The 21,120-nt window shown below is 61.0% G+C and carries 19 protein-coding genes; 13 read left to right on the top strand and 6 right to left on the bottom strand.

All coding sequences use genetic code 11. The features are described 5' to 3' along the window. Positions 1-100 precede the first annotated feature (100 nt). On the top strand, positions 101-955 hold the full coding sequence (gene cysW, locus IEY47_RS11005; protein WP_188983271.1) for a sulfate ABC transporter permease subunit CysW: 855 nt from the start codon (positions 101-103) through the stop codon (positions 953-955). Positions 956-1,098: 143 nt separating this feature from the next. Further along, the gene (locus IEY47_RS11000) at positions 1,099-2,067 is read left to right on the top strand and encodes a sulfate/molybdate ABC transporter ATP-binding protein (RefSeq protein ID WP_188983270.1); all 969 of its coding nucleotides are present in this window, start codon (positions 1,099-1,101) and stop codon (positions 2,065-2,067) included. 143 nt (positions 2,068-2,210) lie between these two features. On the opposite strand, the gene IEY47_RS10995 is transcribed toward IEY47_RS11000, so the two are convergent. Beyond that, complete coding sequence (locus IEY47_RS10995; protein WP_188983269.1) at positions 2,211-2,576, bottom strand: DUF4870 domain-containing protein; 366 nt, start codon at positions 2,574-2,576, stop codon at positions 2,211-2,213. A 20-nt stretch (positions 2,577-2,596) separates the two neighbouring features. After that, a complete protein-coding gene (gene rph, locus IEY47_RS10990; RefSeq protein ID WP_188983268.1) occupies positions 2,597-3,316 on the bottom strand; it encodes a ribonuclease PH in 720 nt (239 codons plus the stop codon). Positions 3,317-3,481: 165 nt separating this feature from the next. Between rph and IEY47_RS10985 the strand changes: the two genes are divergently transcribed. The 7 genes from IEY47_RS10985 (at position 3,482) to IEY47_RS10955 (ending at position 10,564) form a co-directional block, all read left to right on the top strand. Next, positions 3,482-4,345, top strand: coding sequence for a YicC/YloC family endoribonuclease (locus IEY47_RS10985; RefSeq protein WP_188983267.1), 864 nt, complete (start codon positions 3,482-3,484; stop codon positions 4,343-4,345). Between the two features lie 5 nt (positions 4,346-4,350). Further along, positions 4,351-4,971, top strand: coding sequence for a guanylate kinase (gene gmk, locus IEY47_RS10980; protein WP_188983266.1), 621 nt, complete (start codon positions 4,351-4,353; stop codon positions 4,969-4,971). 166 nt (positions 4,972-5,137) lie between these two features. Then, positions 5,138-5,401, top strand: coding sequence for a DNA-directed RNA polymerase subunit omega (rpoZ, locus tag IEY47_RS10975; RefSeq protein WP_188983265.1), 264 nt, complete (start codon positions 5,138-5,140; stop codon positions 5,399-5,401). A 48-nt stretch (positions 5,402-5,449) separates the two neighbouring features. Next, the gene (gene spoT / locus IEY47_RS10970; RefSeq protein WP_188983264.1) at positions 5,450-7,555 is read left to right on the top strand and encodes a bifunctional GTP diphosphokinase/guanosine-3',5'-bis pyrophosphate 3'-pyrophosphohydrolase; all 2,106 of its coding nucleotides are present in this window, start codon (positions 5,450-5,452) and stop codon (positions 7,553-7,555) included. 232 nt (positions 7,556-7,787) lie between these two features. Further along, complete coding sequence (gene ridA, locus IEY47_RS10965) at positions 7,788-8,168, top strand: deaminase RidA (protein ID WP_188983263.1); 381 nt, start codon at positions 7,788-7,790, stop codon at positions 8,166-8,168. Between the two features lie 309 nt (positions 8,169-8,477). Then, positions 8,478-9,914 carry an amidohydrolase family protein gene (locus tag IEY47_RS10960; protein WP_188983262.1) on the top strand — a complete coding sequence of 479 codons (1,437 nt, stop codon included), beginning with the start codon at positions 8,478-8,480 and terminating at the stop codon, positions 9,912-9,914. Between the two features lie 182 nt (positions 9,915-10,096). Further along, on the top strand, positions 10,097-10,564 hold the full coding sequence (locus IEY47_RS10955; protein ID WP_188983261.1) for a hypothetical protein: 468 nt from the start codon (positions 10,097-10,099) through the stop codon (positions 10,562-10,564). A 139-nt stretch (positions 10,565-10,703) separates the two neighbouring features. On the opposite strand, the gene IEY47_RS10950 is transcribed toward IEY47_RS10955, so the two are convergent. Then, positions 10,704-11,459, bottom strand: a complete 756-nt coding sequence (locus IEY47_RS10950; protein ID WP_188983260.1) for an SDR family oxidoreductase — start codon at positions 11,457-11,459, stop codon at positions 10,704-10,706. A 119-nt stretch (positions 11,460-11,578) separates the two neighbouring features. Here IEY47_RS10950 and IEY47_RS10945 point away from each other — a divergent pair, with 119 nt between their 5' ends. The 3 genes from IEY47_RS10945 to IEY47_RS10935 all read left to right on the top strand — a co-directional run bounded on the left by IEY47_RS10945 (position 11,579) and on the right by IEY47_RS10935 (position 15,532). Continuing rightward, positions 11,579-12,091, top strand: a complete 513-nt coding sequence (locus IEY47_RS10945; protein ID WP_188983259.1) for a sigma-70 family RNA polymerase sigma factor — start codon at positions 11,579-11,581, stop codon at positions 12,089-12,091. Next, a complete protein-coding gene (locus tag IEY47_RS10940) occupies positions 12,091-13,047 on the top strand; it encodes a FecR domain-containing protein (RefSeq protein ID WP_188983258.1) in 957 nt (318 codons plus the stop codon). The genes IEY47_RS10945 and IEY47_RS10940 overlap by 1 nt, the downstream gene beginning before the upstream one ends. A 91-nt stretch (positions 13,048-13,138) precedes the next feature. Continuing rightward, entirely contained in the window at positions 13,139-15,532 is a 2,394-nt protein-coding gene (locus IEY47_RS10935) for a TonB-dependent siderophore receptor (protein ID WP_188983257.1), read from the top strand. An 84-nt stretch (positions 15,533-15,616) separates the two neighbouring features. Here IEY47_RS10935 and IEY47_RS10930 read toward each other — a convergent pair whose 3' ends face one another. Beyond that, positions 15,617-16,507 carry a LysR family transcriptional regulator gene (locus IEY47_RS10930; protein WP_188983256.1) on the bottom strand — a complete coding sequence of 297 codons (891 nt, stop codon included), beginning with the start codon at positions 16,505-16,507 and terminating at the stop codon, positions 15,617-15,619. Between the two features lie 102 nt (positions 16,508-16,609). Between IEY47_RS10930 and IEY47_RS10925 the strand changes: the two genes are divergently transcribed. Then, positions 16,610-17,767, top strand: coding sequence for an L-talarate/galactarate dehydratase (locus IEY47_RS10925; RefSeq protein ID WP_229779373.1), 1,158 nt, complete (start codon positions 16,610-16,612; stop codon positions 17,765-17,767). Between the two features lie 225 nt (positions 17,768-17,992). Here the strand turns inward: IEY47_RS10925 and ppnN are convergent, their stop codons facing one another. Together ppnN and cls are read right to left on the bottom strand one after the other, a co-directional pair. Beyond that, on the bottom strand, positions 17,993-19,366 hold the full coding sequence (ppnN, locus tag IEY47_RS10920; RefSeq protein ID WP_188983254.1) for a nucleotide 5'-monophosphate nucleosidase PpnN: 1,374 nt from the start codon (positions 19,364-19,366) through the stop codon (positions 17,993-17,995). A 241-nt stretch (positions 19,367-19,607) separates the two neighbouring features. After that, entirely contained in the window at positions 19,608-21,053 is a 1,446-nt protein-coding gene (cls, locus tag IEY47_RS10915) for a cardiolipin synthase (protein ID WP_188983253.1), read from the bottom strand. Between the last annotated feature and the right edge of the window lie 67 nt (positions 21,054-21,120).

Genomic DNA, 21,120 nt, shown 5'->3' with positions numbered 1-21,120 from the left:
GAAAGCGGAGTTTGCATAAAGCAAATGAGCATTTTGAAGACGATTTCAACGCCGTATGGCCGAGCGCAGCGTTTTGTAAACATCTGCTGAGGTACTCGTTATGAGTCTCGCAACATTGAAGGGCAACACCCGTCGACGCGGGCCTGCCGGCCTCGTCCTTATCATCCTGGCCTGGATCATCTTCGGGTTGATTCTGGTACTGCCGCTTTACATCGTGGTCAGCCAGGGCTTGCAACGCGGCTTCGTCACGTTCTGGGAGGCGATCAGCGAACCTGACGCGATCTCCGCGCTGAAGCTGACCCTGCTGGCCACGGCGATTTCCGTTCCGCTGAACCTCGTATTCGGCCTTGCCGCCGCCTGGTGCGTCACCAAGTTCGAGTTTCGCGGCAAGAGCCTGTTGGTGACCCTGATCGACATGCCGTTCTCGGTCTCGCCCGTGGTCGCTGGCTTGATCTACGTGCTGTTGTTCGGGGCGCAGAGCTGGTTCGCGCCGTTTCTCAATGAGCACAACCTGCAAATCGTCTATGCCGTGCCGGGGATCGTGCTCGCAACGATTTTCGTGACCTTCCCCTTCGTCGCCCGGGAGCTGATCCCGCTGATGGAGGAACAGGGCACGACCGAAGAAGAAGCCGCACGCCTCCTGGGCGCGAACGGCTGGCAGATGTTCTGGCACGTCACGCTACCGAACGTGAAGTGGGCATTGGTCTATGGCGTGGTGCTGTGTACCGCGCGCGCGATGGGCGAATTCGGTGCCGTGTCCGTGGTGTCCGGCCACATTCGCGGCCTGACCAACACCATGCCGCTACACATCGAGATCCTCTACAACGAATACAACATCGTCGCCGCGTTCAGCGTCGCGATCCTGCTGCTGGCGATGGCCCTAGTCGTCCTGCTGCTGCGGCAGTGGTCCGAAGCGCGACTCGCACGCCAGCTCGACGTTAAAGACGATCATTAACCGCACGTTCGAGATCTTGCGAGCTAGCGCCATGCAAGGCAAAAAACGCCGAGGACGCGGAGTTTACGTTTTGTAAATGAGCAGTCCGAGGCGATTTTTAACGCAGCAGGGCCGACGCGCAGCAGATCGTTAGGTGAAAAGACATGAGTATCGAAGTCCAGAATATCAACAAGCGGTTTGGCCAGTTCCAGGCGCTGAAAGAAATCAACCTGCACATCCAGAGCGGCGAGCTGGTCGCCCTGCTCGGCCCGTCGGGCTGCGGCAAGACCTCGCTGTTGCGCATCATCGCCGGCCTCGAAAGCCCGGACACCGGCAGCATCGTGTTCCACGGAGAAGATGTGTCGACCCACGACGTGCGTGACCGTAACGTCGGCTTCGTCTTCCAGCACTACGCGCTGTTCCGTCATATGACGGTGTTCGACAACGTCGCCTTCGGCCTGCGCATGAAGCCGCGTCGTGAACGCCCAAGCGAGAAGGTCATCGCCGAAAAGGTGCATGAGCTGTTGAACCTGGTGCAGCTCGACTGGCTGGCGGACCGTTATCCCGAGCAACTGTCCGGCGGCCAGCGCCAGCGGATCGCGCTAGCCCGTGCCTTGGCGGTCGAGCCGAAGATTCTTCTGCTGGACGAACCCTTCGGCGCCCTCGACGCCAAGGTGCGCAAGGAGCTGCGTCGCTGGCTCGCACGTCTGCATGACGAGGTGCATCTGACCAGCGTCTTCGTGACCCACGACCAGGAAGAGGCAATGGAGGTCGCGGACCGCATCGTGGTGATGAACAAGGGCGTGATCGAACAGATCGGCACGCCGGCGGAAGTCTACGAGCAGCCGGCCAGCGAGTTCGTCTATCACTTCCTCGGCGATGCCAACAAATTCAGCGTCGACGGTGCCGATCCGGTGTTGTTCCGCCCACACGAAGTCGACCTCGACCGCGTGTCTACACCGGGCTACCACGCTGGAGAAGTGAAGGACATCCGCCTGCTCGGCGCCGTGACCCGCGTGACGCTAAAGACCGAAGGCCAGGATGAGCTGATCGAAACGGAAGTCGCCAAGGACCACGCGAGCCTGGCGGGCCTGCGCAAGGGCGAGACGCTGTATTTCCGGCCTCGGGTGTAGGCCGTGCGATCGTGATCCTGGGTTCCACCTGATACGGTGCGGCGCAACCGGCCAATGTAGGGGCGACTTCAGTCGCCGACGCGGCTAAAGCGGTTCGCCGCCCGGCCACCCTACAAAAAAGCACCAGATCTGTGGGGCGCCCCCTACTTCACCGGCCGCCAGGTAAACGGATAGCGATACGCCCGTCCCTGGTTCGCTTTGATCCCGCCGACCACCGCCAGGGCGAACCCCACGACCGAGACCAGCACCAGTAACGGGATGCCAATCAGGATCAGGTACAGCACGAGGCACACGAGTATCCACAGGCTGACGGTGATCTGGAAATTCAGCGCCTCTTTGCCATGGGCGTCGATAAAAGGATCATCGTCCTTCTTCAACTGCCACAACACCAGCGGCCCGATCAGATGGCCAAAGGGAAACACGAGGCCGAAGAACGCCGAGAAATGGCAGAGCATGGCCCAGCGCCGGGCTCCAGGGCCCGGTGAGGTAAACACTTCAGGCTCGTTCATCAATCGGCGTTCCTCTCCTATCACTCGGCCAGCGCAGCTTTTTGCAGCTCGAACAGTTCGGTCAGGCCTTTGCGCGCCAGCTCGAGCATCGCAGTCAATTCTTCTGGCTGGAAGGGCTCGCCTTCGGCCGTGCCCTGGACTTCGATGAAGCCACCGGCACTGGTCATCACCACGTTCAGGTCAGTTTCGGCGGTGGAATCCTCGAGGTAATCGAGATCCAGCACTGGCTCACCCTGAAAAATACCGACGGACACCGCAGCGACCATCTGCTTGAGCGGTTCGCCCTTGAGTGCGCCACGCTTCTTCAACGAACCCAGCGCATCGACCAGCGCAACCATCGCACCAGTAATGGACGCAGTACGCGTACCGCCATCAGCCTGGATCACGTCGCAGTCAATGTAGATGGTGTTTTCGCCAAGCTTGCGCATGTCCAGCGCAGCGCGCAGCGAACGGCCGATTAAGCGCTGGATTTCCAAGGTGCGGCCACCCTGCTTGCCACGGCTGGCTTCACGCTGGTTACGATCGCCCGTCGCACGCGGCAGCATGCCGTACTCGGCGGTCAACCAGCCTTGCCCCTGGCCCTTGAGGAAGCGCGGCACGCCGGCCTCGACGCTTGCCGTACAGATCACCTTGGTATCGCCGAACTCCACCAGCACGGAGCCTTCGGCATGCTTGGTGTAGTTACGGGTGATGCGGACTTGGCGCAGCTGATCAGCAACGCGGCCACTGGGACGCTTCATCGGGCTTACCTGTACGAGAGAATTCGGGCCGCATTATAGGGGTTGCAGGCGACGCTTTCACGACCGCCGGGTCGGCGAGCTGTCCCGCGGGTGACGTACGCTGGGTCAAACCCCCGCTCTGCGCTACAATCCAGCGCTTTTCGCCCACCGTCTTGAGAGGATCCGATGGTGCACAGCATGACTGCTTTCGCCCGAGTCGAGCGCCCGGTTGCTCACGGCACCCTGAGCTGGGAGCTGCGCTCGGTCAACCATCGGTATCTCGAACCGCACCTGCGCCTGCCTGACGCGTTCCGCGATCTCGAAGGTCCGGTCCGAGAAGCGCTTCGCCAGGGTCTTTCACGCGGCAAGGTCGAGTGCACGCTGCGCTACACCGAAGCCGGCGGGGAGAGGCGTCTGGAGGTCGATCAAGCACGTGCCCGCCAGCTCATCGCCGCGGCGGAAACGGTCGCGACGCTGATGCAGCGCCCCGCGCCCGTCGATCCCATGGATGTGTTGGCCTGGCCCGGTGTGCTCGTGGCTGATGCCGCCGACCCGCAAGCCTTGAATGCCCAAGCCCTGGCTACCTTCAATGCGGCGCTCGACGAGCTCAAGGCCGGTCGTGCCCGCGAAGGCGCGGAACTGGCAAAGCTTCTGAATGAACGGCTCGAAGGCATCCTCTTGGAAGTCGCCAACTTGCGCGAGCTGGTCCCACAGATGCTGGCCAATCAGCGTCAGCGCATCCTCGACCGTTGCACGGAATTGAAGATCGAGCTAGACCCGCAGCGTCTCGAACAGGAGCTGGTGCTCCTTGCCCAGAAAAGCGACGTAGCCGAAGAGCTGGACCGCCTGACGACTCATGTCACCGAAGTGCGCCGCGTGCTGAAAAGCTCCGGCGCTGCAGGCCGGCGTCTGGACTTCCTAATGCAGGAACTCAATCGCGAAGCCAATACCCTTGGCTCCAAAGCCTTCGACCCTCGCTCGACGCAAACCGCGGTCAACCTCAAGGTGCTGATCGAACAGATGCGCGAACAAGTCCAGAACATCGAGTGATCCCAATGAACACCGTCCCCGGCACCCTGTACATCGTTTCCGCCCCCTCCGGGGCAGGCAAGACCAGCTTGGTGAAAGCGCTGCTCGATGCCTCGCCCAACGTTCGCGTCTCGGTTTCCCACACCACACGGGCGATGCGGCCCGGCGAGGTTGACGGCACGAACTATCATTTCGTCGACCGGGAAACGTTTCTTGAGATGCTCGCGCACAACGACTTCCTGGAGCATGCCGAAGTGTTCGGTAACCTCTATGGCACCTCGCTGAAGGCACTGGCGCGAACCCTGGACGAAGGCCACGACCTGATCCTCGAGATCGATTGGCAGGGCGCACAGCAAGTGCGCAAACTCCTGCCAGACGCCAAATCCATCTTTATTTTGCCGCCGAGCCGCGAGGCCCTGCGCCAGCGCCTCACCAACCGTGGCCAGGACAGTGACGACATCATCGACGGTCGCATGCGCGAAGCTGTCAGTGAGATGGCGCACTACGTCGAGTACGACTACCTGGTCATCAACGACGACTTCGCCCACGCCCTGGAAGACCTCAAGGCGATCTTCCGTGCCAATTGGCTGGGGCAGTCGACGCAGAATCGGCGTCATGCGGCGCTATTGGAAAACCTGCTGGGATGACCGTTCCGCCCGTGCGGCTTGAAGCTTTACGCGCGCACGCATAGACTGCCGAGTCCGCACGAGTCGATGCTGGCGAGGGTTAGACGCTCTCCAATGTGACTGACCCGTTAGCCAGCACGCCGACCGCACGCCCCCTATCAAGCTCTTGTGAATACCGAGGAACACCATGGCCCGCGTTACCGTAGAAGACTGCCTGGACAACGTCGACAACCGTTTCGAGCTGGTCATGCTCGCCACCAAGCGCTCGCGCCAACTCGCCACCGGCGGCAAAGAGCCAAAGGTTGCATGGGAAAACGACAAGCCCACCGTCGTTGCCCTGCGTGAAATCGCCAGCGGCCTGGTCGATTACGATGTGATCGCTCAAGACGACATCGTCGAAGACGAACCGCTGTTCGTATCCTTCGACGACGAGGCCAACGAGGCCGTCTGACGCGATGCCCGAACGACGCAGGACGTCACGCAGCCACGGTGAATCGCCATGCGCGGCATAGAAGCGTTCGCTGATCGTCTTTCGAATTACCTAGGCCCGGACCAGGTCAACCTGGTCCGCCGCGCCTACTTTTACGCCGAACAAGCCCACGACGGGCAACGTCGGCGCAGTGGCGAACCCTACGTCACGCATCCCCTTGCCGTCGCCAACATCCTCGCTGACATGCACATGGACCATCAGAGCCTGATGGCCGCCATGCTGCACGACGTCATCGAAGACACCGGCATCGCCAAGGAAGCCCTGATCGCGCAGTTTGGCGAAACCGTCGCCGAACTGGTCGACGGGGTCAGCAAACTGACCCAGATGGACTTCCAGACCAAGGCCGAGGCCCAGGCGGAAAACTTCCAGAAAATGGCCATGGCCATGGCACGCGATATTCGCGTGATCCTGGTCAAGCTCGCCGATCGCCTGCACAACATGCGCACGCTGGAAGTGCTGTCCGGTGAGAAGCGCCGCCGCATCGCCAAGGAAACGCTGGAAATCTACGCCCCGATCGCCAATCGTCTCGGCATGCACAATATGCGCGTGGAGTTCGAGGATCTGGGCTTCAAGGCGATGTACCCGATGCGTTCCGAGCGCATCCGCCAGGCGGTCCGGGGTGCGCGCGGCAACCGTAAAGAAATTGTCGCCAAGATCGAAGAATCCATCACTCATTGCCTGGAGCGCGAAGGGCTGCAAGGCTCGGTGATGGGCCGTGAGAAGCACCTGTACAGCATCTACCAGAAGATGCGCGGCAAGCGGCGCTTCAACGAGATCATGGACGTCTACGCCTTCCGCATCGTCGTCGACAAGGTCGACACCTGCTACCGCGTATTGGGCGCCGTTCACAGCCTCTACAAGCCGCTGCCAGGGCGCTTCAAGGATTACATCGCGATCCCGAAAGCGAACGGCTACCAGTCGCTGCACACCACACTCTTCGGCATGCATGGCGTGCCCATCGAAATCCAGATCCGCACGCAGGAAATGGAAGAGATGGCCAACAACGGCATCGCCGCGCATTGGCTGTACAAATCCGGCGAGAACGAAGCGCCAAAGGCGACCCATGTCCGCGCTCGCCAATGGGTGAAAGGCGTGCTGGAAATGCAGCAGCGCGCCGGCAACTCATTGGAATTCATCGAAAGCGTGAAGATCGACCTGTTCCCGGACGAGGTCTACGTCTTCACGCCCAAGGGCAGCATCATGGAGCTGCCCAAAGGCTCCACGGCAGTGGACTTCGCGTATGCCGTCCATACGGATGTCGGCAACAGCTGCATCGCCTGCCGGATCAACCGCCGCCTGGCCCCGCTGTCGCAACCACTGGAAAGCGGCTCGACCGTAGAAATCGTCACCGCCCCGGGCGCGCGCCCGAATCCGGCCTGGCTCAATTTCATCGTTACCGGCAAGGCGCGTACGCACATCCGCCATGCGTTGAAGCAGCAACGTCGTTCCGAGTCCATCAACCTGGGCGAGCGTTTGCTCAACAAGGTACTGGCAGGTTTCGATACGGAGCTCGCCAAGATCCCGCAAGAGCGCATCGACCATGTGCTGACCGAGTACAGCCAACCGGTCATCGAGGATTTGCTCGAAGACATCGGCTTAGGCAATCGCATGGCCTATCTCGTCGCGCGGCGGCTGTTGGCGCGGGAAGACGAGTCGGCCACCAACGACGAAAGCCCATTGGCGATCCGCGGCACCGAGGGGCTCGTGCTCAGCTACGCGCGTTGCTGCACACCCATTCCTGGCGACCCTATCGTCGGCCATCTGTCCGCCGGCAAGGGCATGGTCGTGCACTTGGAAAGTTGTCGGAACATCGCCGAGATTCGCCATAACCCGGAAAAATGCGTGCAGCTTTCCTGGGCCAAAGAAGTCAACGGCGAGTTCAACGTCGAGCTGCGCATCGAGCTGGAAAGCCAACGCGGTCTGATCGCAGTGCTGGCAACGCACGTCAATGCGGCCGATGCCAATATCGAGAAAATCAGCATGGACGAACGCGACGGTCGCACCGCCGTGGTTCAGCTTGTGGTCAGCGTGCGCGACCGCATTCACCTCGCCCATGTCATCCGCAAACTGCGCAAGCTGACCGGCATCATCAAGATCACCCGCGCCAAGGCGTAGGCCTAACGTTAAGCGACGACCGCTTTTTGTAGGAGCCCATTTATGGGCGATCAATACGGTGGAAGCGGATCGCCCACGAGGCGATCGCAGCCCGATGAGCTCCTACAGCGCGCAGACGGGATAACGATGGCTGTATTTCTGTCTGCCTGATGCCACGAAACCGCTGATATCTGGACGAAACGCCGATCTTGCTTCAGCCTTTCTTCTTTTCCCGACGAGAGAAGGAATCATCATGAGCAAGACCGTCATCAACAGCGACAAGGCCCCCGCCGCTATCGGCACCTACTCCCAGGCAATCAAGGCCGGGAACACCCTGTACATGTCGGGCCAAATTCCCCTCGATCCCAAAACCATGGAATTGGTGGAAGGCTTCGAAGCCCAGACCGTCCAGGTGTTCGAGAACCTCAAGGCGGTGATGGAAGCCGCGGGCGGCTCGTTCAACGACGTCGTCAAGCTGAACATCTTCCTGACCGACCTCTCCCACTTCGCGACCGTCAATGAAATCATGGGTCGCTACTTCCAGCAGCCATACCCGGCACGCGCTGCTATTGGCGTCGCCGCGCTACCTAAAGGCGCCATGGTCGAGATGGACGCGATCCTCGTCATCGAGTGATTCGAACCCGACGGCCGCCTCGCAGATAGCGAATGGCGGCCGTATCGGTAAGCAGGACACCTCTAGCCCCAAAGGTGTTAGTCCCACACGATTGACGGACTCCGCCAAAGACCGCTTTCGCGAGCATGGCTCGCTCCCACAGGCGCGCTACCCAACCCGCCTCACACGCCTTGCCAATCCAACGGCGCAGCTTCGGCAGCGCAAGCGCAGTGGCTGAAGAGTCCGCTCACCGTTTCGATTGAACCGCTCTGCGATGCGCCTCTCAGATTCTATTCTGACAATCCGCTCAGCCGAACGGGAGCCGCACGCATGTCCGACGCACGACAGTACACGCACTTCTGGAAACGCCGCGCCGTACTCAAAGCAGGCAGTGGCGGTATTGCAGGCGCGATGCTCGCGTCGTTGCTGGGCAGGCCGGCATCCGCGCAAGATCAAGCGCCACAGGACGCACTGCCCACCCGCGAGACATTGCTCATCCAGAACGCACATATTGTCACCATGGACCCAACACTGGGGCAGCTCTCGGGTGACGTCCGTATCGAGGACGGCAACATCGCGGCGGTCGGCAACAATCTTCAGCCCAGCGGCGCTCGCATGCTAGACGGGCGCGGGATGATCGTCATTCCTGGTCTTATCGACACCCACTGGCACATGTGGAACAGCATCGCCCGCAGCTTCGTACCGATGCCCTCCGGTGAGCCTTTCGCCGAGGCGATGAAAAAGATCAATACCGGCTACGCGCCCGAATATGCCTACCTGGGCGTAAGGCTCGCCGCAGCCGAAGCGCTTAATAGCGGTATCACCACCGTTCACAATTGGGCGCACAACATTACCGGCCCCGCGTTTGCCGACGCCGAATGGCGCGCCCTGCAAGACAGCGGCCTTGGCGGTCGTTTCTCCTATGGCTACCCGCAGTCGCTGACCGCCGACAAAACGATGGATTTCCACGACGCCCAGCGCATGCGGTCAGTCGTCGAGGCGCATCCGGACTGGCACTACGGGCTCTGCCTCCGCGGTCCCGAACGCACTGAAGAAGCTGTCTGGACACGCGAATGGGCCTTTGGCCGCGAACAGGGCTTGCCGATGACCACGCATATTGCCGTGACGCGGGAGCTGCAAAAGCGACACGCCATCCAGGCGCTGGCCAAACGCGACCTGCTCGGCCCGGACGTGCAACTCGTTCACGCCACGCATGCCGATGCCAACGACTGCCGAGCCATCGTTGCCCAAGGCTCACCGGTAAGCCTTAGCCCCTTCACGGAAATGCGCGTCGGCTACGGCCTCCCGCCCGTCATGCGTCTGCACGAGGCCGGTGTCGAAATCAGCCTGTCCGTGGATAACACACCCCTGGCTGGCAACGCCGACTTTTTCTCCATCATGCGATTGACCCTGAACCTAGCGACCGGCATGAGCGAAGACCAGCTCGCCCTCACTCCGGAACGCGTCCTCCACTGGGCGACGCTTGGCGGCGCCCGCGACCTGGGCATCGCCGACCGTGTAGGCTCGATCACGGTCGGCAAACGTGCCGATCTGGTCATGCTCGATGCGCGTCGACTCGGCACCGTCCCATTGACCGATGCCCTGGCCATCGTCACCCAGTCCGCGCAACCAGCCGATGTCGACACCGTCATCGCCGGTGGCCGCGTGATGAAACACGCCGGACGGCTGGTCGGCCTGGACGACCGCCAACTGGTCGCGGATGTCGAGCGTGGCTGGGCCGAGCTGAAGGTAAAGGGCGGATTTTAAAGTCGGGATAACGCGGCTTGATGCGGAATTCGCCAGGTCAGTAGCGGAAACCCCTTGATAGGCGGCCCCTGGTGCTGGGCATTTCCGGCCTGGGATAGTAAGTACGCACATCGGCGCACATGCCAGCGCCCCTGGCCTGCATGGTAGGATGGCGGCCTTTTCCGCTTGACCTGAGGTTCGTGATGAGGCCGCTTTCCATTCGCTCTCTGTGCGCAATCGCCTTCGCCGTGACGTTGTCTGGCTGCCAGTTCGGCCCGAAGACACCACAAGATCCCTATGCGGACGATTACGCCCGAGTCGAACAGAGTCTAGCGGCAGGCCGTCCCGGTGAAGCACAGATCCGCCTCAACGCCATGCCGGAAGCGTCCCGCAGCGATCCCCGTAATGCGACGTTCCGTCAACGCTTGTCGGACGCGTACCTGCAACAGGGCCGCCGTGCCCTTCAGGCGGGTGATATGGACACCGCCACCAAAGCCTTGAGCCATGCGCGCAGCCTCATGCCAAGCGCACCCGCGCTGACCACGGGTCTGGACGGTGCTGTGGAACAGGCGCGCAATGCGCAGAAGGCGCAACAGGAAGCTGACCGTGCGCGGGCGGACGCCGAACGGGCCGCAGCAGAAGCGGCTGAAGCCGCCCAGAGTACGCCGTAGTTCTCGCGGCCTAAGTTGGCTTCACTTAGCGTCCATCTAACCTCCTGAGGCTCGCGAGAACGACATTTAATCGGTGGGAGCGGGCATGGCCCGCTCCCACCGGTAAAACTATCGCCTGTACAGCGCAACTGATTCGTGCTCAGCCTCGCCCTATGAACGGCATCTTCGTCGCCATCACCGTCAGCGTTTGCACGTTCGCGTCCAGCGGCAAGCTCGCCATGTAACGCACCGCATCGGCCACATGGCGCACGTCCATCCGTGGCTCAACGGCTTTTTCCCCGTTGGCCTGCAGTACGCCGCCCGTCATGCGTTCGGTCATCTCGGTGGCCGCGTTGCCGATGTCGATTTGCCCACAGGCGATATCGAATGCACGACCATCGAGCGACAGCGATTTCGTCAACCCCGCCACAGCGTGTTTGGTCGCGGTATAGGGCGCGCTGAACAAGCGCGGGGCGTGGGCTGAAATCGAGCCGTTATTGATGATCCTTCCACCGCGTGGCGTCTGATTGCGCATTATCCGGAACGCTTCGCGGCAACACAGGAAAACGCCGGTCAAGTTGGTGTTCACTGCACGATGCCAAAGCTCGAGGTCCAGCTCATCGATAGGGATCGCTGTAGCACCTACTCCGGCATTGTTGAACAACACATCGAGGCGCCCGTAGACCTCGGCAGTATTGGCGAACAGAGCCTCGACACTCGCCGCGTCGGTGACATCGCATTGCACTGGCAGCACCTCGTATCCCTGTGCGGCCGCTTCATCCCTCAGCCTCTCCAACGGCTCCAACCGCCGCGCAGCTGCGACGACCTTGTAGCCGTCGGCTGCCAGCGCCAGGACAACTGCCTTGCCGATACCCTGTGAAGCGCCCGTAACCAGCGCGATCTTGTTATTGGACATGAGAGGACCTCGAACGATAGGAGAGACCGAAGCCTAGTTCATCCGCATGAATATGTGACAAAACGTTCATTACGTTGATGGGAATCAGTATCATTCTCTAATGACACCTTCTAGGACGTATGACCGTGAGCGACCACACACTCGGGCAAATCTACCGCGCTCACGGCAGCTGGCTACGGAATTGGTTGTATCAACGCCTCGGGTGTTCGGCCCAGGCCGCCGACCTCGCCCAGGACACCTTCGTGCGCATTCTCCAAGCGCAGCGTAAAAGCGGGTATTCGCCTGATCTCCGGCAGCCGCGGGCATACCTTGCCACTGTGGGGCGCCGGTTGATCTGCGATCACTTCCGGCGGCAGTCGCTCGAGTCGGCTTACCTCGAAGCGCTCGCCCGAGAACCGGAACTGCTCGCGATATCGCCGGAGGCGCAGCTGCAGATGCGCCAAGCCTTGTTCGAACTCGACGCCCTGCTCGATAACCTGAAGCCGATCGCGCGGCAGGTCTTCCTGTTGTCGCAGCTCGAAGGTCTGAGCTATGCCGAGATTGCGCGCCAGCTCGCCATTGGCGAACGAACGGTGAAGCGCCATATGGCACTCGCCTTCGAGACCATCATTCTTCACGCGGATGCGTTCTGATGACTGAGCGCACGGTCCCCATCGATCGCGATATCGCGCGCCAGGCCGCGCATTGGCTGATGCGGATGCATGCCGGGCGCGTTCCGCCGACCGATCAACAGGCCTGCGCCCATTGGCGCACTGCCCATCCTGACCATGAACGTGCCTGGCAGCGTGTCCAGCAGGTCCAACAGAAGCTTGGGTTACTTCCGACCGACCTGGCAATGGGCACACTCAACCGCGAGCGACGCCATGCGCTAAAAACGCTGCTGGTATTGGCGACACTCCTACCGGCTGGCTACCTCACCCACCAAACCATAAGCCGGCAGCATTGGCTGGCGGACATGCGCACAGGGGTCGGCGAGCGCGGTGAGCACAGGTTGTCCGACGGCAGCCAGCTGTTCCTCAATACCGATAGCGCTGTGGATTTGGCTTTCACCGCCCACGAGCGACGGATTTACCTGCGACATGGCGAGTTGCTGATCGACAGTGGCACCGACAAGGGTCCGCATGCGTATCGTCCGCTACGGGTAGTGACGAGTCAGGGCGTGATGCAGGCACTCGGCACACGCTTTTCCGTGGCGCGTCAGGACGAGCGCGCGCTCACCCGTCTTGCAGTGCTTGAAGGCGCCGTTCGCATCCACACGCATACCGGCGCGACCGCGACCCTCACGGCAGGCCAGCAGGTCAGCTTTTCCAGCGACGCCATCGGTCCACACACGAAAGCCAATGAGTTCGCCGCGAGCTGGACACGTGGCCAGCTCGCGGCGGATGGGCTGCCACTCTCCGAGTTCATTGCCGAATTGAGTCGATACCGCCACGGTTGGCTACGCTGCGACCCCGATGTTGCAGCCCTGCGCATCAGCGGTACGTTCCAACTCGATAATACGGATGCCATTCTCGCGGCGTTGCCGCACACCTTGCCGGTCGCCCTCGAACAGCGCACGCGCTACTGGATCACACTGCGCCGACGCTGATCGGCGCCTCTATTTTTCCTCGATTTGGCCCTTTTTCTCCGTTCGCACGTCCTGAACAGGAAATCTACCCAACACACAGGATGTCGATGCGATGAAACGATCCAAAGGCGCGCCGCAGCTATTGGCGCTGTCACTGCTTGCCAGCGCTATAGTGGCCTATCCGCTGGCAAGCCATGCCGAGGGCATCGATTACCAGATCCAGGCTGGCACGCTGACTCAGGCGCTCAAGCGCTTCGCGGCTGAGGCCGGCATCACCGTCCTGTTTGCCCCGGAGCTCACTCAGGGGCTAAACGCCGCAGGCCTGCAGGGCGAATACACCGTCGAGCAAGGCCTGGCTGCCCTGCTAGCGAGTTCCGGGCTCGAAGCCATACGCCGGGGCGATGGGGTTTATGTGCTGAGCCGTCGGCCTCAGAGCAGCGGCTTGGAGCTGGGCGCGACGAACGTGACCAGCACTACGGTCTCGGGCGCTACCACTGAAGGTACGGGCAGCTACACGCAAGTCGGGCCAACGAGTACCGCCACTGGCCTGAACTTGAGCCTGCGGGAAACGCCCCAGTCGGTGACGGTGATGACGCGCCAGCGCATGGATGACTTTCGCCTGGAGACGCTGACGGATGTCCTCCAGCAAACGCCTGGCGTCACCGTTTCACGTCAGGCCGACTCGACAACGTTCAACGTGCGCGGCTCGACGGTGAATTTGCAGCTGGACGGCAGTCGCCAATTTACTAGTGGTTGGGGCTGGAACAGCCATACGATGTATTCCCTCGATGACATGGCGGACATAGATCGCGTAGAGGTCCTGAAAGGCTCGTCTGGCCTGATTAACGGCGACGGTGCCTACGGTGCGACCGTCAACCTTATCCGCAAGCGTCCGACCCGGGACTTCCAGGCCAGCGTACGAGGCGGCGTCGGCAGTTGGGACACCTATCGCACTGAGGCTGACGTATCCGGCCCGCTCACGGCGGATAGTAATTTGCGTGGGCGCATGGTGGCTGCCTACAAGGATGGCAATAGCTTCCGCGATAACCGTACCAATCGTAATTCGCTGTTCTATGGCACCTTCGAGTACGACCTCACGCCGGACACGCTGCTGAGCGCGGGCGTCACCTACAAGCAGCGGGCGCTACGTGGTGCGGCAGGCACGACCCCTATCCAAGGATTTGATGGCAATGGCAATGCCGTCCCTCGACAGTCACGCTCATTCAACATCGGGGCGCCTTGGGCTGGTTACGAACAGGATTCGCTGAACCTATTTGCCCGCCTGGAACACACGTTTGAGAACGGCTGGACTGCAAAACTGCAAGCATCCCATGACCGCATCGAAACCCCCGAGATGCTGATCGGCTCCCTGCGTTATGCGCTTCCCGGTGAGGCGCAGCTTGGTGCCTACAAGGACATTGAGGATCGCAACGAAAGCGTCAGTCTCGATTTACAGGGGCCGTTCCTGTTACTCGGTCGCCAGCATGATCTGCTGGTAGGCGCAGGGCTATCGAAAAACCGTACGACCTTGCGGCGGGGCTCGGGTGATGGCTTCACACTTGGCGAACTCGGCATCGAATACGCCCAGGGCGGCAGTGCCATCCCGCAACTCGACTGGCACAGCCTTGACTACTCGGACGACACCTTCAGTCGCAAACGCCGCTATGTTTACAGCGCGATACGCCTCAATCCGGCCGACCCGGTCAAGGTGATACTTGGAGCGCGCGTGACGGACTACGAGCAAAAGGACGTCACCGATATCGGATGGTACAACTACGACATGCGCGAAACGGGTGTCGTAACGCCCTACGCCGGCCTAGTCGTCGACGTCACGCCGAACATATCCCTCTACACCAGCTACGCCAGTATCTTCGAGGCGCAAAGCAGCAAGGATCTGAACGAAAGCTCACTGCCTCCCATGGAGGGCCTCACCTATGAAGTGGGCGCCAAGGGCGAATTCTTCGACGGCCGCCTGAACGCCAGCCTCGCGTATTTCTGGATGCGTGTGGACAACGAGGCCGAAGCGGTTGGCCTGACGCCCTCGGGTGAGACGGCGTACCGCGCAGTAGCCGGAGCCATACGCCGAGGCTATGAAGTCGAACTCTCGGGCGAACTGGCACCCGGTTGGCAGGCGCAAGGCAGCTACGTGATGAACAGCAGTACGCTCGACAGCGCGAGCACGACACCTCAGCACCAATTCAAGTTTGGCAATACCTATGCGTTTGCAGGCGGCGCGCTAGAAGGCTTGACCGTCGGCGCCGCCACTCGCTGGCAGAGCACCATCTCAGCAAGCCGCAACACGGCGAAACTGCAACAGAGCGGTTACTGGCTGCTCGATCTTATGAGCCGCTATCAAATCGATGAACATTTGAGCGTATCGGGCAACGTGAACAACGTCTTCGACAAGAGGTATTTCTCCGGCGTTACCAATTTCAACGCCCAGGGACTCTTCTATACCTGGGGTGACCCCCGAGACTTCACCGTGAGCGCCCGCTACGATTTCTGATCCACTGTTTACCGTTCTCATGGTTCCACGTGGAACCCTCATTAAGAGGGTTCTACCTTTACTGCAGCGAACCTGTCAGGAGTGTCACCGGGGTACCGCGCGACGAATAGCATCTAGCATGGTCAGGAAGGCGGGATTGTCATTATCGCTGCGCCATATCAAGTGGAGTTCGCTTCGTATCCCCTCCCCTAGGTCAATCTCACGAAATTTAACGCTTTCGAAGCGAATCGTTGCCGCGCTCTTGGGCACCAGCGCGATCGCCATTCCGGTGTTGACCAGGGCGAGAATCGTCAAAGTCGAGCCCAACCACTGGACGTAGTTTGGGGTGATCTGCGCCGACCTGAACATCCCTGTGAGCAACTCGTTGAAGGGCTGGTAGGCCGAATGTGAGTACATGATGAACGCTTCCCCTTCCAGATCATCCAGGCCGATGGACCCACTACTGGCGAGCGGATGGAAAGCGGGCATCGCCAGCACGAACGGCTCACGTACCAGGCACTCGCTGGAGACCGCTGACTGCCGCAATGTCGAGCGTACGATCCCCAGGTCGATACGGCGCGAGGCCAAGGCCTCGTGTTGTTCGTACGTGTTCATTTCCGCGAGCGATATGTGGATATCGGGCTGGCGCGCCTTGGTATCGGCAATGACGCGCGGCAGGAACTCATAAATCGCGCTAGGAACGAAGCCGACTGACACCGTACCGATGTCGCCCTGGGCAAAACGTCGGGCCGATAGCGCGGCCAGTTCCGCCCGCTCGAGCAAGCTTTGCGCCTCGACGAAGAACGCGCGACCGGCAGCGGTCAGCGCAACGCTTCGCGTGTTACGGCTGAACAGCTCGACGCCGAGTTGATGCTCCAGCAGTTGCACCTGCCGGCTCAGGGGCGGTTGCGTCATGTTCAAACGTCGCGCCGCGCGGCTGAAGTTCAACTCGGTGGCCACTGCGGTAAAACAACGAAGCTGAGCAAGATCAAACATCTATTCAATCACTGCATAAATCCCGTGAGACTTTAGATTAGACCCGCATAAATTCGGCTGTCTATGATCGGTTCCAGAACAAGGCCAACAATCGGAACCCTTATGAAGTCTGCCCTGCACAACCAATCGATTACCCGAGACCGTATTGCGCGCATCCAACTGCGCTCAGTGAACCTCCCGCTGAAGTCCGCCGTCAGCGATGCCAAAGTGCTGACAGGGCGACAAAAAGCGCTCGCCGATGTCGCCTTGTTATTTGCGGAGATAGAAACCGAGCAAGGTGTACAGGGGCTTGGATTCAGCTACACCTTGCGCGCCGGCGCCTCGGCGCAATTCGCCTTTGCTAGCGAAGTCGCCCCGCTGCTGATCGGTGAAGACCCGAACGATATTTCGCGGTTGTGGAGCATGTTGGCCTGGGCCGGCGCGTCAGTAGGCCGAAGCGGTGTATCGACCCAGGCAATTGCGGCGTTCGATACCGCGCTGTGGGATCTGAAAGCTCGCCGCGCCGGTTTGCCACTGGCGAAACTGCTGGGCGCGCATCGCGAGAGCGTGCGGTGTTACAACACCTCAGGCGGTTACCTCCAGGCGTCGGTGGAGGAGATCATCGAGAAGGCGCAGGCCTCGTTGGCGCGAGGGATCGGCGGGGTAAAAATGAAAGTCGGTCACCCCGATCGTAAGGTGGACCTGGCTCGCGTCGAAGCGCTGCGCAGAGCACTCGGCGATGAGACACCGCTCATGGTGGACGTCAATCAGCAATGGGACCGCACCACCGCCATGCGCATGGGTCGCGCACTCGAGCAATTCGACCTGCAATGGATCGAGGAGCCGTTGGATGCCTACGACATCGAGGGTCATGCGCTGCTTTCAGCGGCCTTGGACACCCCGGTGGGTACCGGCGAAATGCTCGTGAGCGCAGCGGAGGTGAACGCCTACGTACACGCTGGCGCCGTCGATGTGCTGATGCATGATGCGCCACGCGTGGGCGGCATCACGCCCTTCCTCAAGGTGGCGACCCTCGCCGAGAGCCGCGGCATGATCCTGGCGCCGCACTTTGTCATGGAGATCCACCTGCACCTGGCGGCCGCTTACGAGCATCAGACCTGGGTCGAGCATTTCGAATGGCTTGAACCGGCGTTCAACGAGCGTTTGGAAATCCGCGATGGCCACATGATCGTGCCCGCCCGACCAGGCCTGGGGTTCACACTGCATGAGCAGCTTGATGGATGGACGGTGGCCAAGGCTGCGTTTGGCCGACGGCCTTAATCGATGCTGCAGTATCGCAGGCTGCTCAGAGGGCCCATGCTCTTGGATCGGGCGCAAATAGCCCTAAAAACTTTCGGTGGATAACCGCTTCGCGGGTTATCCACCCTGCTTCTCCGCTCCGGCGCTGGCTCGACGTCCCACACAACATCCAAAACGCTTACCGGTGGGATCCGGCCTGAACGTAGGGTGGAAAACGGCGAAGCCTTTTCCACCCGTCGGACGCCCCTAGCTCACCACGCGATAACACGGCACGTAGGCCGAGCCGCCGGGCAACTTCATGCGGTGCTGCTCGACGAAGGCCTGCAAGAGGCGATCGAGCGGATCCATGATGCCTTTCTCACCGCGTAGCTCGTAGGGCCCGTGCTCTTCGATCAATTGAATCCCATGTGCCTTCACGTTACCGGCAACGATGCCGGAGAACGCGCGGCGCAGGTTCGCGGCCAGCTCGTGCATTGGCTGATTGCGCGTCAGGTTGAGGCTCGCCATGTTGGCGTGGGTCGGCTCGAAGGGGTGCTGGAAGCTGCCGTCGATTTTCAACAACCAGTTGAAGTGGAACGCGTCGTTGCGCTCGCGCCGGAACTGCTTCACCGCCTTGATCCCCGCGGCCATCTGCCGGGCAACCTCGGCGGGATCGTTGGTAATGAGGACATAGCGCTGCTGGGCTTCGGCGCCGAGCGTTGCGCCAATGAACTCATGTAGCTGCAGCAAATAGGGCGCTGAGCTTTGTGGCCCGGTCAAGATCAATGGGAACGGCAGGTCCCGATTGTCCGGGTGCATCAGAATGCCCAGCAGATACAAAAATTCCTCTGCCGTACCGGCACCGCCCGGGAAGATGATGATGCCGTGCCCGACTCGCACGAACGCCTCAAGGCGCTTCTCGATGTCCGGCAGGATCACCAGCTCATTGACGATGGGATTCGGTGCTTCCGCGGCAATGATGCCAGGCTCGGTAAGGCCCAAATAACGGGCGCCGGTGATGCGCTGTTTGGCGTGGGAAATGGTGGCGCCTTTCATGGGCCCCTTCATCACGCCGGGACCGCAGCCGGTACAAACGTCCAGCGCGCGCAAGCCAAGTTCATGCCCGACCTTCTTGGTGTACTTGTATTCCTCGGTGCTGATGGAGTGGCCACCCCAACAAACGACCATTTTCGGCTCGACGCCCGCGCGCAGGGTGCGGGCGTTACGCAGCAGGTGGAAAACATAGTCGGTGAGGCCGCTGGAGGTCTCGACGTCGACACGTTTGTTTTCCAGTTCGCTTTGCGTGTAGACGATATCGCGCAAGGCGCTGAAGAGCATTTCCCGGGTACTGGCGATCATCTCGCCATCGACGAAGGCGTCCGCCGGGGCATTGAGCAGCTCCAGACGAATACCCCGGTCCTGCTGGTGGATCTTCACTTCGAAGTCGGGATAGGCCTCGAGAATCGTTTTCGCGTTGTCGCTGTGCGAACCGGTGTTGAGGATCGCCAGGGCGCACTGGCGAAACAGGGAATAGAGACTGCCGGTTCCGGTTTCGCGGAGTTGTAGCACTTCACGCTGGGAGAGGGTTTCGAGGCTGCCTTTCGGCGATACGGACGCATTGATGGTGTTACGTAGTGACATTGGCTATCTCATCATCGCGACGACGGCTTGGAAACAGTCGCAGGTTGCAGAGCCGGCGGCAGGCAGGCCTCCGGGTAATACGTATGACAGCCATTCGACTCCTTCGACGGTCAGGATGCAACTGGAGTAAGTGTCGGTAGCCTTCCAGAAGAGCGTCATTCGCGGGTTGGCACCCGGTCTACACGTAGGGCGGATGCCAATCCGCGTAATCGGGTGCTAGAAGCCACTGTTTGTTCAATGGCTACAACACCGGCGCCACCAGCCGCGCCACCCGCATGCCCAGCTGTTGGATACGCGCCGGCTTGGGATCGTCTTCGGGGTCGACCTCGACGGATTGAGCGAAATCATCTTCGAGCATGCGCGCTACGCTGTCGGCGAAGGTCTTGTCTGCCGTCAGGACCATCACCTCGAAATTCAGGCGGAACGAGCGGTTGTCGAGATTGGCGCTGCCCACGGCGGCGATCTCGTCGTCCACCAGCACCACCTTCTGGTGCAGGAAGCCTGGCTGATAGCGGAACACGCGCACGCCAACGCGAGCGATTTCCAGAGCGTAGAGACTGGAGGCGGCATAGACGATGCGATGGTCCGGGCGCGACGGCAGCAACAGGCGCACGTCCACGCCGCGCAGCACGGCGAGGCGCAAGGCCGAGAACACCGCTTCGTCCGGTACGAAATAAGGACTGGTGATCCAGACGCGCTCCAGTGCGGTGTTGATCGCCTGCACGAAGAACAGCGATCCGGTTTCCGCCTCGTCCGCCGGCCCGCTGCACACCACCTGACACACCATGTCGTCCTGCTCGGCATAGGCTTCGGGCAGTAGTAGCGGCGGCAACTTGCGCGCAGCCCAGTACCAGTCCTCGGCGAACGATTCCTGCAAGCAGGCCAGCACCGGGCCGCGGAGTTCGATGTGCGTGTCACGCCATGGAGACAGCTTCGGCTTACCGCCAAGGTACTCATCGCCCACGTTGTGCCCACCCACGAACCCTACCTGCCCGTCGATGACGACGATCTTGCGGTGGTTGCGGAAGTTGAGTTGAAACCGATTGATGAAGCCGCCGCGTGCCGAGAACCCGCGCACATGCACGCCAGCTTCACGGAGTTCGTCCACGTAGCGCTGTGACAAGGCATGGCTGCCGATGCTGTCGTATAGGAGATAGACCGCGACACCCGCTGCGGCCCGCTCGCTCAAGGCCGCATGCAGTCGTCGTCCGATGCGGTCATCGTGGACGATGAAGAATTGGACGAGCACGACATTCTGGGCCTTGGCTATCGCCTCGAGGATTGCATCGAAGGTCTCGGTCCCATTTACCAGCAGCCGAACGCTGTTGCCGGCAAGGCTGGGTACGCCGGTCAATTTGGCGAATGGGCGGAATGGATGCGGCTGCTCCTGGGAGTCCGAGACGGCCAGCGCCTCTTCGATCCAGGGTCGCCAATCGAGGGCCGCCATCGCGTCACGCATTTGCCGATTGGCCCGCCGACGAGACCGAATATAAGCGTCGTACTGGCTGCGCCCGAAGACGAGATAGGGCAATAGCGTGAGGTAGGGCATGAACACAAGGGAGATCGCCCAAGCAATCGCTCCCTGAGAGGTACGCACGGAAAACACGGCATGAGCCGCAGCGATCAACCCGAGCAGTTGGATCGTTAAGGCGAGGTAACCCAGTAGATAGAGGCTGTCTTGCACCATGGGGAAAGGTCGGCCGGAAAAACACCAGCATAGTTGATGCGCAACGGCGGGGTTCGTTCAGAAGCCT

The organism is Pseudomonas matsuisoli, assembly GCF_014647635.1.
In the GTDB taxonomy this organism is placed as follows: domain Bacteria; phylum Pseudomonadota; class Gammaproteobacteria; order Pseudomonadales; family Pseudomonadaceae; genus Pseudomonas_P; species Pseudomonas_P matsuisoli.
Note: the sequence above shows the minus strand (reverse complement) of the source record. Positions and strands in the feature narration are given on the sequence as shown.

What these genes read in the sequence shown, in the direction of transcription:
- cysW (WP_188983271.1), top strand. Translation starts at nt 101, where the DNA reads ATGAGTCTCGCAACATTGAAGGGCAACACCCGTCGACGCGGGCCTGCC.
- IEY47_RS11000 (WP_188983270.1), top strand. Translation starts at nt 1,099, where the DNA reads ATGAGTATCGAAGTCCAGAATATCAACAAGCGGTTTGGCCAGTTCCAG.
- IEY47_RS10995 (WP_188983269.1), bottom strand. Translation starts at nt 2,576, where the DNA reads ATGAACGAGCCTGAAGTGTTTACCTCACCGGGCCCTGGAGCCCGGCGC.
- rph (WP_188983268.1), bottom strand. Translation starts at nt 3,316, where the DNA reads ATGAAGCGTCCCAGTGGCCGCGTTGCTGATCAGCTGCGCCAAGTCCGC.
- IEY47_RS10985 (WP_188983267.1), top strand. Translation starts at nt 3,482, where the DNA reads ATGGTGCACAGCATGACTGCTTTCGCCCGAGTCGAGCGCCCGGTTGCT.
- gmk (WP_188983266.1), top strand. Translation starts at nt 4,351, where the DNA reads ATGAACACCGTCCCCGGCACCCTGTACATCGTTTCCGCCCCCTCCGGG.
- rpoZ (WP_188983265.1), top strand. Translation starts at nt 5,138, where the DNA reads ATGGCCCGCGTTACCGTAGAAGACTGCCTGGACAACGTCGACAACCGT.
- spoT (WP_188983264.1), top strand. Translation starts at nt 5,450, where the DNA reads ATGCGCGGCATAGAAGCGTTCGCTGATCGTCTTTCGAATTACCTAGGC.
- ridA (WP_188983263.1), top strand. Translation starts at nt 7,788, where the DNA reads ATGAGCAAGACCGTCATCAACAGCGACAAGGCCCCCGCCGCTATCGGC.
- IEY47_RS10960 (WP_188983262.1), top strand. Translation starts at nt 8,478, where the DNA reads ATGTCCGACGCACGACAGTACACGCACTTCTGGAAACGCCGCGCCGTA.
- IEY47_RS10955 (WP_188983261.1), top strand. Translation starts at nt 10,097, where the DNA reads ATGAGGCCGCTTTCCATTCGCTCTCTGTGCGCAATCGCCTTCGCCGTG.
- IEY47_RS10950 (WP_188983260.1), bottom strand. Translation starts at nt 11,459, where the DNA reads ATGTCCAATAACAAGATCGCGCTGGTTACGGGCGCTTCACAGGGTATC.
- IEY47_RS10945 (WP_188983259.1), top strand. Translation starts at nt 11,579, where the DNA reads ATGACCGTGAGCGACCACACACTCGGGCAAATCTACCGCGCTCACGGC.
- IEY47_RS10940 (WP_188983258.1), top strand. Translation starts at nt 12,091, where the DNA reads ATGACTGAGCGCACGGTCCCCATCGATCGCGATATCGCGCGCCAGGCC.
- IEY47_RS10935 (WP_188983257.1), top strand. Translation starts at nt 13,139, where the DNA reads ATGAAACGATCCAAAGGCGCGCCGCAGCTATTGGCGCTGTCACTGCTT.
- IEY47_RS10930 (WP_188983256.1), bottom strand. Translation starts at nt 16,507, where the DNA reads ATGTTTGATCTTGCTCAGCTTCGTTGTTTTACCGCAGTGGCCACCGAG.
- IEY47_RS10925 (WP_229779373.1), top strand. Translation starts at nt 16,610, where the DNA reads ATGAAGTCTGCCCTGCACAACCAATCGATTACCCGAGACCGTATTGCG.
- ppnN (WP_188983254.1), bottom strand. Translation starts at nt 19,366, where the DNA reads ATGTCACTACGTAACACCATCAATGCGTCCGTATCGCCGAAAGGCAGC.
- cls (WP_188983253.1), bottom strand. Translation starts at nt 21,053, where the DNA reads ATGGTGCAAGACAGCCTCTATCTACTGGGTTACCTCGCCTTAACGATC.